Source organism: Streptomyces sp. NPDC028907 (genome assembly GCF_055564995.1).
Window position 1 is genome coordinate 181195 of the sequence record NZ_JBVHVE010000011.1, and the last position, 13728, is coordinate 194922.

Here is a 13728-nt window from a genome sequence, read left to right on the forward strand (position 1 = left end):
AGGTCACGCGCACCCATCGCGTGGGCGTGACCCGGGCGTGTCACCGCCGTGTTCGGGGGATGGGGCTACTTGATGTGGACGAGGCCGTCCGTGGTGATGCCGGGTCGGCCACTGGTGCCCAGCGCGACGCCGGAGCGAGTCACTGAAACTCGGCATCGAATTCCCCGCGGACTTCCATGAGTTCGTGGACGCCTACGGTTCGATCCCACGACGGGAGAGGTGGTTTTCCACGCACCCTTCCGTCGACTTGTCATGCGCACGTACCGTGTCCTCGGTCCGCAGTCAGGAAAGTCAACGGACGGGGGAGAGGGAATGCCACCCACACGCTTATCGAATCGCGCAAGATCACTGCTCGTCGGCGCGGTCCTGCTCGCACTGCCGGCCGTCACGGTCGCACCGTCGCAGGCCGCCGACGACGGTGAGCGCGCCGGGACGTCGAAGAGACCGGCCCAGGAGCGGTCCGAACTGCCGTACCCGAACATCGACGTCCGCGGTGACAAGCGCGTCGCGCCCACCGCCGGGCAGCTGCGCGCCGCGCAGGAGCTCGACGGTACGGCGGTCCGCTGGAGCCGGTTCGGAACGCCGAAGCGGCTCACCCCGCAGGGCCGCAACGCCCTCACCGGCACCGACACCGACGACCCGCGTACCGTCGCGCTGGACCACATACGCGATCACGTGGACCTCTACGGCCTCTCCGCCGCCGAGTTGGACGCGCTCACCGTCGTCAAGTCGTACCGCACCGAGCACAACGGCGTACGGCATGTCTTCATCGGGCAGACCGACCGGGGCGTACCCGTCCACGACGCCCGCCTCTCGGTCGCCGTCGACAAGGCGGGCCGTATCCTCACCGTCACCGGCAGCCTGGTCCCGGACGCCCGCGCCACCGGGAAGGTCGCCCTCGACAAGGGCGACGCGCTGGACCGGGCCGCGGCCTCCGTCGGCACCGGCACCCCGCCCGACGGCGCCACCGCCACCCGGGTCACCTTCCCGCTCGCCGACGGCACCGCCCGCCCGGCCTGGCGGACCACCCTCACCGCCGACAACCACCACCTGTACGACACCGTCGTCGACGCCGGGAACGGCACCGTCCTGCTGCGTACCGACCGCACCAGCAACGAGGGCCCCGAGGGCCGGGTCTTCACCGCCCAGAACCCCACCCTCGGCAGCGCGACGACCGTGCCCTTCAGCGGCCTGGGCCGTTCCTGGGTCGGCGGCCGGGTCACCACCGGCAACAACGCCGAGGTCTCCCAGGACGTCGACGGCAACGAGTCGCTCGGGTACCAGCCCCAGACCCCGGCCGCCGGCGACCCGGCGTACCAGCACTTCGACCACACCTTCACGGACGCCTTCCGCACCAGCGGCGGCACCGACCTCACCACCGACCGGGACGCGGTCGTCACCCAGGCCTTCTACTACACCAACCGCATGCACGACCACCTCTACGGCCTCGGCTTCGACGAGGCGTCGGGCAACTTCCAGGAGGACAACCTGGGCAACGGCGGTGCCGGAGGCGACCGGGTGGACGTGTACGTCGACTTCGACGCGGGCGGTGACTCCGCCTGCAACGCCAACTTCAGCACCCCCGACGACGGCCAGAACGGAACCATGCGGCTCTTCGTCGGACGCGCCTCCTGCGGCAACCACAACATGCACCGGGCCATGAACGGCGACACCATCGCCCACGAGTACAGCCACGGCCTGTCCAACCGCCTTGTCGGCGGCGGCGACATGGGCGACGGCGAGCAGACCGGCGCGCTCGGCGAGGGCTGGAGCGACGCGGTGGCCACCTCGATGTGGAACGACCCCGTGTACGGCGAGTACAACAACGGCTCGGCCACCGGCGTACGCAGCGTCGCGTACAACGACAGCGACCTCACCTACGCCGACCTCTGCTCCGGTGGCTGCCAGGTGCACTCCGACGGGGAGATCTGGGCAACGGCCATGTGGGACATGCGCACCGCGCTCGTCGGCGCGTACGGCTACGCCACCGGAAAGCAGCGGCACGAGCAGCTGATGGTCGACGGCATGAAGCTGACGCCGTCCTCGCCGGACTTCCTGGACGCCCGCGACGGCATCCTCGCCGCTGACCGGGCCGACAACGGCGGGGCCAACCAGTGCCTGCTGTGGGGGGTGTTCGCCGGCCGGGGCATGGGCGCGAGCGCCACCTCACCGAGCCAGGACCAGGCCAACCCGGCGACCGACTACCCCGCGAGCTGCCGGCCCACCGCCGACGCGGGCGGACCGTACTCCACCAAGGAGGGCGCCGACGTACGGCTCGACGCGAGCGGTTCCACCGTCCCCGGTGGCGGCGGCAGCTACAGCTGGGACTTCGACGGCGACGGCGCCTACGACGACGCGACCGGCGTCAGCCCGCTCTTCGACCGGGTCGGCCAGGACGGCACGTACACCGTCGGGCTGCGCGTCGGCAACGCCGCCGGCGCCGACACCGACACGGCGACCGTGACCGTCACCAACGTCGCGCCCACCGTGGCCTTCACCGTGCAGGGCCCGCGTGAGGAGGGCGGCAAACTCACCGTCTCCGGCACGATCACCGACCCGGGCTGGCTCGACCCGCTCACCGCCACCATCGACCCCGGCGACGGCAAGCCCGTCGCCCTGCCCGGCCGGTTGGAGAACAACCGCCCCGACGCCACCCTCACCTTCAGCCGCGAGCTGGTCTTCGGTGACAACGGCACCTTCACCGTGAAGATCTGCGGCAGCGACGACGACACCACCACCTGCCGCGACGCCGAGATCACCGTCGCCAACGTCGACCCGACCGCCGCCATCGACAAGAGCGGTGCCGTGCCGCTCGCGGGCGGGAAGACACTCGTCGTCCAGGCCGGCGAGGAGAAGCGGTACACCGCCCGGGTCACCGACCCCGGCAGCGACGACGAGACCATGAGCTGGGCGTGGGGCGACGGCACAGCGGCCGCCACGACCACCTCGCTCGTCAACCCGCCCGACCCCGACCCCGCCCGCAGCCCCAGCGTCCAGCCCCGCGACCTGACGGACGCCCAGACCCATACGTACGCCAAGCCCTGCCTGTACGACCTGAGCTTCACGGCACGTGACGACGACGGCGGTACGGGGACCGACGCGATGCCCGTCATCGTCCAGGGCAACGCCCCGCTGTCGCTGCTCGCCGACGTCTGGTACGTCAAGTACCTGACCGGCGACCTCACCGGGCTCGGCAAGAAGACCCTGGACTGCTATCTGAAGATCGTCCAGCACGCCAGCGCGGTCTTCTCCGAGAAGGTCGACGTGTCCACGCAGGACAAGGCCGCGGACGTCCTCTTCCTCAACCTGCTCCTGGACCCGAAGCGCTCCCTCGACCGCCAACTCCTCGCCGCCTGGCTGAACTTCGCGGGCGGAGCCTTCGAGCCGAACGAACTCGTCGACACCGACAGCGACCTGAAGCCGGACACCCCCTTCCTGGAGGCCGTCCAGAACGCCGAGAAGGTCCGCCTCGATCCCAACGCCACCACGCAACAGCTCAAGGCCCAGGCGGCCATCCTCACCTGCATCAACATCCCACTCGTATGACACGGACGACACTCCTGCAGCGCGCCGCCGCCACCCTGGTCCTCGGGGTGGCGGCGGCCGCCGCATGCACGAACAACTCCCCGCCTCGGACTCCGACTTCGCCCGCCCCCACGCCCACGGCGACAACGACCGCCCCTGAACCCTCCGTGCCCTCCGCCCCGGCCGTCCTCACCCAGAACGACACCGGACGCACCGTCACCCTCGCCCTCGGCGACACCACCCAGCTGCGTCTCTCGGGCCGTTGGCGAGAGACCGCGCCCACTGTCGACGGCACGGCGGTCGTCCTCGTACCGGTTGACTACGAGACCGATCCGGGTTTCCGCGCCTGGGACGTCCGCGCCCTGGAACCGGGCGAGGCGGTGCTGCGCACCACCGGGCAGCGGGGCCTGCGGCCGTTGCGGATCACCTTTCAGGTCGGGTGAGCACGAGCCGGTCCGGCGAACACCCGCCTCAACCGGGCAGGGCCGCCAGCCAGTCGGTGAGGATCCGGTTGACCTCGGCCGGGCGCTCCTGCTGGATCCAGTGGCCGCAGTCGTCGAGGAGGTGGGAGGAGACCAGCCCGGGCAGCGTGACGGGGTAGGCGTCGATCGCGTCGGCCAGCCATGTGGTGGAGGCATCCAGGCGGCCTCCGACGAACAGCGACGGCTGGGTGATGGGGGCGCCGTCGAGGGAGGCCAGGTCCTCCCAGTCGCGGTCCATGTTCCGGTACCGGTTCAGCGCCCCGGTCAGACCCGTGCGTTCGAACTCCCCGGCGTACACGTCCAGGTCGCGTTCGGAGAGCCAGGCGGGAAGCCGGCCCTCGGGGAACCGGTCCCGCATCGCCTTGCCCCTGCTGACGAAGTGCGGGTCCGGGGACTTTGGCCCGGGCATGGTGTCCCCCGACAAGGCCGCGTAGAACCCCGCGAGCCAGCCGCGCACATCGGGCTCGATCTCGGCCTCGGCGCGGCCCGGCTGCTGGAAGTAGGAGACGTAGAACTCCTCGTCCCCGCCCATCCGCGCGAAGACCTCGCTGGGCCGGGGGCCACCGCGTGGGGTGTACGGGACGCTGAGCAGCCCCACCGCGCGGAAGGCGTCCGGCCTGAGCAGCGCGCAGTCGGCGGCGATCGTCGCGCCCCAGTCGTGGCCGACGATCACCGCCGACTCCTCGCCCAGGGCACGCACCACCTCGGCGTTGTCCTCCACCAGCTCGGTCATCCGGTACGCGGCCGGGTCGGCGGGCCCTGAGGAGCGGCCGTAGCCGCGGACGTCGACGGCGACAGCCCGATGGCCGGCCGCGGCCAGGGCCGGCAGTTGGTGACGCCACGAGTACCAGGACTCGGGGAAGCCGTGCACGAGCAGCACCAGCGGTCCGGTTCCCTGTTCCGCCAGGTGGATCCGGCCCGCCGAGGTGGAGATCAGGCGGTGTGTGACGTGCGTGGTGTGCGGTGGCATGAGTCCTCCGAATCCGGTCGGTCTGCGTGAGCCACGACCATCGACGGTCCGCCGCGCCCGCGGCTCCCTGCCGATCCTGCTTCGTGCAGCGCCACCAGACCGAGCCTCGTTGCCGTTTCGGCAAACCACCTCTGGGCGGGCGCTCCCACGCACCGACCTTGCGAACGTATGGATGACGCATCAACCGAAGATTTCGGTGTCGCTCCGAGGCCTGTGACAGTATCGGCCTTGGACGCAGGGCCGTGCTGGGGTCGAGGGCAGAGGGACGAGTGAGATGAACCGGCCACCGGGAATGATGGACGTGGCGCGGGAGGCCGGCGTCTCGCACATCACCGTCTCCAGGGTCGTCAACGGACACCCGTCGGTCAGGCCGGAGACCCGGGCCCGGGTCGAGGCCGCGATCCAGAGGCTCGGCTACCGCCGCAACAGCGTGGCCAGGGCCCTCAAGAGCCGCCGCTCCTCGACGATCGGCGTGGTGATCGTCGGGTCGGAGCTGTTCGAGCTGCCCCGCATCCTGCTGGGCGTGGAGACGGCCGCCAAGCAGGCCGGCTACTGGGTGAGTCTGGCGAGCCGCCAGGGCGAGAGCACCACCGGTGACCTCGTGGAGACACTGCAGCGGCTCACCGATCAGTCGGTCGAGGCGATCGCGGTCGTCGCCGACCACCCCCTCGCCGTCGAGGCTCTGTCCGGCCTGGTCCTCGAAGTGCCGGTGGCCGTGGTGATGTCCGGCAGCGTGCCCAACCCCGCTCTCAGCTTCGTCGAGGTCGACCAGGAGCTCGGCGCCCGGCTCGCCGTCCGCCACCTCCTCGACCTCGGACACCGGCACATCGCCCATCTGACCGGCGCACTGCGCACCTTCGACGCCCGTGCCCGCATCGACGGCTGGCAGGCCGAACTCGCCGAAGCGGGAGCCGAAGGGGCCCTGCTGGAAGGTGACTTCAGCGCGGAGAGCGGGTACCGCCTGGCCCACGAGCTCTGCGCCGCCGACGCCGGCCTGCCCACCGCCGTCTTCGCCGGCAACGACCAGATGGCGATGGGCGTACTGGCGGCGTTCGCCGAGCGAGGCGTGGAGGTGCCGCGGGACGTGTCCCTCGTCGGGTTCGACGACATGAAGGGCTCGGGCTACCTCGTGCCCGCCCTGACCACCGTCCGCCAGGACTTCGCCCGTCTGGGCGGCAGCGCCATCGAACTGCTGGTGCGGATGCTGCGCGGGGACCCCGCTGAACGCCAGAAGATCACGCCGGAACTGGTCGTACGACGCAGTAGCGCCGCGCCGCGCCTCGATTCCTGAGGCGCGGCGAGCGGTTCGAAAGCAGGGGTCAGCAGGCGGGGCCGTACTCGAACCAGTGCACGTGTGCCTCGCCCGCTCCGGGGTCGCCGACGCCGTGAAGGCCGACGTAGACACCGACGAACCCGCCTGCCCGTTCCGTGCTGAAGAAGGGGCGGTCGATGCTGCCGAGGGTCTTCGTCCCGGTGCCGTCCTCGACGTGGAAGGTGTAGCCGGAGTCGTCGCTGTCGATCGAGAGGACGAGGTCGTCGTTGGTCACGGGCATCGCCGCGAGGCGGGTCTCGGAGTCCCTCCGGCGAGCCGTGAGGACGACATGCGGGGCCCCGGAGGCGTCGGTGGTCAGGGCGAGGGTGGCGTGGTGGTGGTCCTGGACCACGGCCAGGCCCGCTTCGTGCGTAGGTGCGGCGGCGGTGAAGCGGATGCGGGTGCGTGCGCGCATGCGGAGGTGCTGCTGACGGCGCCCCACGAACGCGGGAGTGCCGGTCGAGGTCAGCGGCTCGGGGGAGAGCCGGATGGTCAGGCCTCCCTCGCCCGGGCGCGGCGAGACGAGGTGGTCGACCGGCCCGCGCAGGCTGTTCCACTCCAGGCCCAGCGAGGTGCCACTGAAGTCGTCCCGCACCGGTCCGGCCGGGTGCGGAACGGTGACCGGTGGCGTGATTTCCGCCGGCACCCGCTCCACCAGCCGTACCTGACCGGTGTCCGGTGCGAAGACGGGGCCCCTGGACGTCCACTCCACCGGTACGAGAAACACCTCGCGGCCGAGGGTGTGGGTGCCGTCGATCGGCCGCACGCCCAACGCCACGGCCCAGGTCTCCCCGGCAGGGGTGTCGACCAGGTCGACGTGGCCGACGTTGTGGATCGGTTCCGCCGCCCCACGGTGGCGGTGGGTGAGCAGGGGGCTCCTGGGATCCGTGACGTAGGGGCCGGTCACGGTGTCGGAGCGGGCCGCGGTGACGGCGTGGTGGTGTTCGGTGCCGCCCTCGGCGGCGATCAGGTGGTACACCCCGTCGCGCTTGTACACGTGCGGCGCCTCCACCCAGGCACCGCGCATCGCGCCGTACCAGAGGGCGTGGGTCGGACCGGTCAATGCCCGGGTTCCGAGGTCGAGTTCGCGCATCCACAGCTCGCCGGGCCCTGTCACCTCCGGCTCGGCGGCGTCGCGGCAGGCGGTGAACCAGCAGCGGCCGTCGTCGTCGAAGAACAGCGAGGGGTCGATGCCCTCCGCGTCCAGGACGGCCGGGTCCGACCAGGGGCCGGCCGGGTCGGAGGCCGTGAAGAGGAGGGTGGTGCTGCCCCGGCGGCCTCGCGCGAGGGTCACGACCACGTAGAAGGTGCCCTCGTGATGGCGGATGGTGGCGGCCCAGAGTCCGTCCGAGACGTCCAGCCCGCTCAACGACACCTGGGACGGCCGGTGCACCACATGCCCCACCGGCCGCCAGTTCACCAGGTCGCGGCTGTGGAAGACCGGGAGCCCGGGATAGTACGCGAACGATGACGTGACCAGGTAGAAGTCCTCTCCTGCCCGGCAGATCGACGGGTCCGGGTGACTGCCGGCGAGAACGGGGTTGGCGAAGGTGGGCACGGGCGCACTCCGAGGCGGGGCGAGGGCGGAAGGGGAGGGGGTAGCGGAGGAGGGACAGAGGGGACAGGGGGGCGGTGGAGAGGGGATTGGGCGGGCGGAGACCTTGACAGTTGTTAACGTTAACATCACCGTGGTTCCGGGTAGGCGGGACCGACAGCCGACAAGGGTCGGGCGACGGTCCCATGGCCGCCGACCCGCCTGGTCCGTCAGGACCCGGCCCCTCAGTCGAGACCTCCAGAGAGACCCGCATGCCGACATCCCCGAACGCCCCCGCCCAGCCCCTGACGTTCCCCGCCGACTTCGTCCTCGGCTCCGCGACCGCGGCCTACCAGATCGAAGGCGCCGCCACCGAGGACGGACGCGGCCCCTCGATCTGGGACACCTTCTCCCGCACGCCCGGCAAGACGTGGAACGGCGACACCGGCGACGTCGCCGCCGACCACTACCACCGGCTCGAAGACGACCTCGATCTCATGGCGTCCCTGGGTCTGCGTGCGTACCGCTTCTCCCTCGCGTGGCCGCGCATCCAGCCGACCGGCCGGGGCCCGGCCAACCCCAAGGGGCTGGACTTCTACAGCCGCCTGGTCGACGGCCTCCTCGACCGGGGGATCGCGCCGGTCGCGACCCTCTACCACTGGGACCTGCCCCAGGCCCTCGAGGACGCCGGCGGCTGGACGAACCGGGCCACCGCCCACGCCTTCGCCGAGTACGCCCGTATCGTCGGCGAGGCCCTCGGCGACCGCGTCGCGATCTGGACGACCCTGAACGAACCGTGGTGCTCCGCCTACCTCGGCTACGGATCCGGAGCGCACGCCCCCGGCCGCACGGACGGCGCCGCCGCGCTGACCGCGGTGCACCATCTCAACCTCGCCCACGGGCTGGCGGTTCAGCAGCTGAGGGCGGTGGCCACCAATGATCCGCAGTACTCCATCACCCTCAACTTCCACGTCCTGCGGGGTCAGGGCGCCGGCGGGAAGGAGGCCGTGCGCCGCATCGACGCGCTGGCCAACCGCTCCTTCACCGACCCCCTGCTGCGCGGCCGCTACCCGGCGGACCTGATCGAGGACACGGCCGAGGTCACCGACTGGGCGTTCGTCCAGGACGGCGACCTCGCCCAGATCCACCAGCCCTTGGACCTGCTCGGCGTCAACTACTACGCCACCACCGCCGTCCGCCTCTGGGACGGAGCGACACCACGTCAGAACCACGACGGCCACAAGGACATGGGCGGCTCGCCCTGGCCCGGCTCGCCCCAGGTCGAGTTCATCGAACAGAGGGGCCCGCACACCGCCATGGGCTGGAACATCGACCCCGACGGCCTTGAGGAACTCCTGCTGGACCTGCACACCCGGTTCCCGGACCAGCCCCTGGTGATCACCGAGAACGGAGCGGCCTTCGACGACCGTGTCACCGCCCGCGCCGACGGGACGTACGCCGTCCATGATCACGAGCGGGTCGACTACCTCCGCCGCCACCTCACCGCCGCCCACCGTGCCCTGGCCTCCGGCGTCGATCTGCGCGGGTACTTCGTGTGGTCGCTGATGGACAACTTCGAGTGGGGCTACGGGTACTCCAAGCGCTTCGGCATCGTCCACGTCGACTACCGGACCCAGCGTCGTACGTTGAAGGACAGCGCCCTGTGGTTCCGGGAGCTGGCGGTGACGGGCGCCATTCCGCCGGTGCCGGCCGAGGGGTAGGCCGTAGCAGTTGTCACGTCAACCACTCTGTGATTCAGTTGATGTGTCAACCGACGAGTTCATCCCGGGACGGGAGTAGCTGCCATGAGCGACGAGAAGGTCATCGCGGTCGCCGGAGCCACGGGTGCGCAGGGCGGCGGTGCCGTACGGGCGATCCTGGCCGATCCGGAATCGGGCTTCACGGTGCGTGCGCTGACCCGGAATCCTGACTCCCCGGCTGCCAAGGAGCTGGCCGGGCTCGGCGCCGAGGTCGTACGGGCGGACTTCTACGACGAGCCGTCCGTGCGCGAGGCGTTCGAGGGCGCGTACGGCGCGTTCCTCGTCACCAACTTCTGGGCGCACGGCTCGGCGGCCAAGGAGACGGAGGAGGTCGAGGTCCTGGTCCGGGCGGCCAAGGCTGCGGGTCTGCGGCACGTGGTGTGGTCGACGCTGGAGGACACCCGTGAGCTGCTGCCCCTGGAGGACGAGCGGATGCCCGTCCTCCAGGGGAAGTACAACGTGCCGCACTTCGACGCCAAGGGCGAGGCCAACGAGCTGTTCCGGCAGGCCGGAGTGCCGACCACCTTCCTGAACACCACGTTCTTCTTCCAGGGCTTCCTGTCGACGATGGGCCCCAAGCGCGCCGAGGACGGTGTGCTCACGCTGACCCTGCCGTTCGAGGACGGCAAGCTGCTGGCCGGCGTCGACGTCGCCGACATCGGCCGCACGGCCCTGGCCATCCTCAAGAGCGGGGAGCGGTTCATCGGCCACACCGTCGGCCTGGCGGGCGACCACCTGACCGGCGCACAGTACGCGGAGAAGATCGGCGCGGCGATCGGCGAGCCGGTGCGCTTCCGGTCGGTGCCCTACGACGTCTTCCGCGGCCTCGGCGTACCCGCGGGCGACGAGATCGCCAACATGTTCCAGTACTACGGCGATTTCGACCAGGAGTTCACCGGCGCCCGCGACCTGGCCCGGCTGCGCGAGATCAACCCGGCGCTGAAGAGCTTCGACGCCTGGCTGGCCGAGAACGCCGCCAACATCCAGGTGGGCTGACGCGGCAACGCGACCCCTCGGGCAGTTCGGTGAACTGTCAACTACGTTTACACTTTCGCCATGGGAGAGCAAGGGGCCGTGCGATGGCTGACGGCGGACGAGCAGCGCGCGTGGCGCGGCTTCGTCCGGTTGCATGAGCGGCTCGGCGGACGTCTGGGTCGCCTGCTCCAGTCGGAGTCGAATGTGTCCCCTGCGGACTTCGCGGTGCTGGTCCATCTGACGGACACGCCGGACGGGCGGCAGCGGTACCAGGACCTGGCGCGGGCACTGGAGTGGGAGAAGAGCCGGATGTCCCACCACATCGCCCGGATGGCCGGACGGGGCATGGTGGTGCGCGAGGAGTGCCCCGAGGACGGGCGTGGCGCGTTCGTGGTGATCACGGACGCGGGGCGGGCCGCCATCGAGGCGGCCGCCCCGCGTCACGTCGAGGCGGTGCGCGAACTGTTCATGGACCATGTCACGCCGGCCGAACTCCGGGTCCTGGCCGAGATCTCCGAGCGCGTCATCGGCAAGCTGGACGAGACCCAGTCCTGACTGACCCGGCTCGTCCTGCAATGCCATCGGTCGAGGAGGGTGTCGAGGGGGCTTGGATCCGGCCGGCTGCCCGCACCGGGTGCACGACGCCTACGCCGGTCAGGGCCTGGCCGGTGAGCTGGTCCGCGGCGCACTCGACGATGTCCGCGCGTCCGGCAGACGGATCGTGCCGCTCTGCCCTTACGTGGCCAAGTTCCTCAAGCGGCATGAGGAGTTCGGCGACATCACCGACCCCGTGACGCCGGACGTGCCGCGGTGGCTGGAGCAGGAGCTGCGCTGAGTGGAATAGCGGGGCGCGGGGGCATGTTGCAACGGCATAGTTGATGTATCAACGTTAGGAGGAGTGAGGGCGATGCAGTTCGGCATCTTCACCGTCGGTGACGTGGCCACGGACCCGCACACGGGTCGTACGCCGACCGAGCACGAGCGGATCAAGGCGATGGTGGCCATCGCGCTGAAGGCCGAAGAGGTCGGTCTCGACGTGTTCGCGACCGGGGAGCACCACAACCGGCCGTTCGTGCCGTCGTCCCCGACGACCCTGCTCGGCCATGTCGCCGCGCGCACCGAGCGCATCGTCCTGTCGACCTCCACGACGCTGATCACCACCAACGACCCGGTGAAGATCGCCGAGGACTACGCCATGCTCCAGCACCTGGCCGACGGCCGGGTCGACCTCATGATGGGGCGCGGCAACACCGGCCCGGTCTATCCCTGGTTCGGGAGGGACATCCGGCGGGGCATCAGCCTCGCCATAGAGAACTACGCCCTGCTGCACCGGCTGTGGCGCGAGGACGTCGTCGACTGGGAGGGGAAGTTCCGCACCCCGCTGCAAGGGTTCACGTCCACGCCGCGGCCGCTGGACGGCGTACCGCCGTTCGTCTGGCACGGGTCGATCCGCTCGCCGGAGATCGCCGAGCAGGCGGCGTACTACGGCGACGGGTTCTTCCACAACAACATCTTCTGGCCGAGGGAGCACACCGCGAAGCTGATCGACCTGTACCGGGAGCGGTACGCGCACTACGGGCACGGAACGGCGGAGCAGGCGATCGTGGGGCTGGGTGGCCAGGTGTTCATGCGCCCCAACTCCCAGGACGCCGTCCGCGAGTTCCGCCCCGTCTTCGACCACTCGCCGGTGATGGGCGGCGGGATCTCCATGGAGGAGTACATGGAGCAGACCCCGCTGACGGTCGGCACACCCGAGCAGGTCATCGAGAAGACGCTCACCTTCCGCGAGTACGCCGGCGACTACCAGCGTCAGCTGTTCGTGGTGGACGGCGGCGGAATCCCGCTGAAGACCGCGCTGGAGCAGATCGACATGCTCGGCGAGGAGGTCGTCCCGGTCCTGCGCGAGGAGTTCGCCAGGAACCGGCCGGCCGACGTACCGGACGCCCCCACCCACACCGCCCTGCTCGCGGCCCGTGACGCCGAGCGCGCACAGCCGACCGGACCCGTGGCGTGACACCCCAGGAGAGGAGCCGAAAGACGATGACCGACAACTTCAACGCGTACGCGGCGGCCGACGGAGTGGCACCCGACCGCTGGGCCAGCGCCCTGCACCTGTTCGACGGCGGGGCCGGGGTGCCGCACGAGGAGAGCACCCTGGAGCGCTGGGAGCGGGCCCGGCTGCTGTTCGACGCGAAGGACTACACCGGTGCGGCGAAGCTGCTCGCGGCCGTGGTCGAGGAGGCGCCGGAGCAGACGGGTCCCCGGCTGCTGCTGGCCCGCGCCTACTACCACTCCGCCCAGCTGGGCCGCGCGGAGGAACAGTTGCGCCAGATCGTCGAGCGCGATCCGGTGGAGGACTACGCCCACCTGATGCTGGGACGCACCCTGCAACGCCAGGGACGCCAGGACGAGGCGGAGCCCTGGCTGCGGATGGCCGGCGCGTTCGCGGGTGAGTTCCCGGACGACGCGTGAGCGGCGCGGGCGGCTTCTACAGCCCGTAGACCTGCCCGGTCTGCGCTCCCTCGACGGAACGCACGTATGCCTGCGCAGCGTCGTCGACGCGGACCGGCGACATGCCCGGGAAGAAGGCCTCGTACTTGTCGAGGCTCTCCGTGAAGACCGTCGGGCTGACCGCGTTGACGCGCTGCGGGGCGATCTCGATGGCGGCGGCGCGCACGAACGACTCCACCGCGCCGTTGGCCATGGAGGCGGCGGTGCCCGTGGGTATGGGCTCTCGTGCCAGCACGCCCGTGATCAGGGTGAACGAGCCGCGTTCGGAGATGCGGGAGATCCCTTGCCGCACGAGTTCGATCTGGCTGAGCACCTTGCCGTGGAAGGCGGCGAGGTAGTCCTCGGGGGTCATCTCGGTGATCGGCTTGAAGGGCGTGGAGCCGGCCGCGCTGACCACCGCGTCCACACGGCCGGCCCGCTCGTACAGTTCGCGGATCTGCGCCGGGTCGGTGACGTCGTGGCGCAGGTCGCCGGCGTCGCGCCCCACGGTGAGGACCTCGTGGCCACGGCCGGTCAAGGCCCTGTGGACGGCCGTGCCGAGGGTGCCGGTGGCACCGATGAGCAGAATCTTCCGGGTCTTCAGAGCCTTCATGGCCGTGACGCTACGCCCGCCCCACCGGACGGGAGAAATACCTCCCGGACAGCATTTATGCTCCAGA

The 13728-nt window shown here is 70.7% G+C and carries 11 protein-coding genes and 1 pseudogene; 9 read left to right on the forward strand and 3 right to left on the reverse strand.

Going from position 1 to position 13728, the window contains the following annotated elements; all coding sequences use genetic code 11:
* Positions 1 to 312 precede the first annotated feature (312 nt).
* On the forward strand, positions 313 to 3546 hold the full coding sequence (locus tag ACZ4UU_RS30870; RefSeq protein WP_471906665.1) for a M36 family metallopeptidase: 3234 nt from the start codon (positions 313 to 315) through the stop codon (positions 3544 to 3546).
* On the forward strand, positions 3543 to 3968 hold the full coding sequence (locus ACZ4UU_RS30875) for a hypothetical protein (protein WP_471906666.1): 426 nt from the start codon (positions 3543 to 3545) through the stop codon (positions 3966 to 3968). Before ACZ4UU_RS30870 ends, ACZ4UU_RS30875 begins: the two co-directional genes overlap by 4 nt.
* Positions 3969 to 3996: 28 nt before the next feature.
* Here the strand turns inward: ACZ4UU_RS30875 and ACZ4UU_RS30880 are convergent, their stop codons facing one another.
* Positions 3997 to 4977, reverse strand: a complete 981-nt coding sequence (locus ACZ4UU_RS30880) for an alpha/beta fold hydrolase (protein ID WP_471906667.1) — start codon at positions 4975 to 4977, stop codon at positions 3997 to 3999.
* 274 nt (positions 4978 to 5251) lie between these two features.
* Between ACZ4UU_RS30880 and ACZ4UU_RS30885 the strand changes: the two genes are divergently transcribed.
* Positions 5252 to 6268: a LacI family DNA-binding transcriptional regulator gene (locus tag ACZ4UU_RS30885; protein ID WP_471906668.1), complete on the forward strand. Its 1017-nt coding sequence runs from the start codon at positions 5252 to 5254 to the stop codon at positions 6266 to 6268.
* A gap of 28 nt (positions 6269 to 6296) precedes the next feature.
* Here the strand turns inward: ACZ4UU_RS30885 and ACZ4UU_RS30890 are convergent, their stop codons facing one another.
* Positions 6297 to 7847 (reverse strand): glycoside hydrolase family 43 protein, encoded by a 1551-nt coding sequence (locus ACZ4UU_RS30890; protein WP_471906669.1) that lies wholly within the window; start codon positions 7845 to 7847, stop codon positions 6297 to 6299.
* Between the two features lie 248 nt (positions 7848 to 8095).
* On the opposite strand from ACZ4UU_RS30890, the gene ACZ4UU_RS30895 reads away from it, so the two are divergent.
* The 6 genes and pseudogenes from ACZ4UU_RS30895 to ACZ4UU_RS30920 all read left to right on the forward strand — a co-directional run bounded on the left by ACZ4UU_RS30895 (position 8096) and on the right by ACZ4UU_RS30920 (position 13030).
* On the forward strand, positions 8096 to 9544 hold the full coding sequence (locus tag ACZ4UU_RS30895; protein WP_471906670.1) for a GH1 family beta-glucosidase: 1449 nt from the start codon (positions 8096 to 8098) through the stop codon (positions 9542 to 9544).
* 84 nt (positions 9545 to 9628) lie between these two features.
* Complete coding sequence (locus ACZ4UU_RS30900) at positions 9629 to 10579, forward strand: NmrA/HSCARG family protein (protein ID WP_471906671.1); 951 nt, start codon at positions 9629 to 9631, stop codon at positions 10577 to 10579.
* A gap of 60 nt (positions 10580 to 10639) precedes the next feature.
* Positions 10640 to 11113: a MarR family winged helix-turn-helix transcriptional regulator gene (locus ACZ4UU_RS30905; protein ID WP_471906672.1), complete on the forward strand. Its 474-nt coding sequence runs from the start codon at positions 10640 to 10642 to the stop codon at positions 11111 to 11113.
* Between the two features lie 79 nt (positions 11114 to 11192).
* Positions 11193 to 11393 (forward strand): annotated as a pseudogene (locus tag ACZ4UU_RS30910) (GNAT family N-acetyltransferase); the annotation flags it as partial.
* A gap of 72 nt (positions 11394 to 11465) precedes the next feature.
* Entirely contained in the window at positions 11466 to 12572 is a 1107-nt protein-coding gene (locus ACZ4UU_RS30915; RefSeq protein ID WP_471906673.1) for an LLM class flavin-dependent oxidoreductase, read from the forward strand.
* Between the two features lie 26 nt (positions 12573 to 12598).
* Positions 12599 to 13030 (forward strand): tetratricopeptide repeat protein, encoded by a 432-nt coding sequence (locus tag ACZ4UU_RS30920; protein WP_471906674.1) that lies wholly within the window; start codon positions 12599 to 12601, stop codon positions 13028 to 13030.
* Positions 13031 to 13046: 16 nt separating this feature from the next.
* Here the strand turns inward: ACZ4UU_RS30920 and ACZ4UU_RS30925 are convergent, their stop codons facing one another.
* Positions 13047 to 13661, reverse strand: a complete 615-nt coding sequence (locus ACZ4UU_RS30925) for a short chain dehydrogenase (protein ID WP_471906675.1) — start codon at positions 13659 to 13661, stop codon at positions 13047 to 13049.
* Positions 13662 to 13728: the final 67 nt, after the last annotated feature.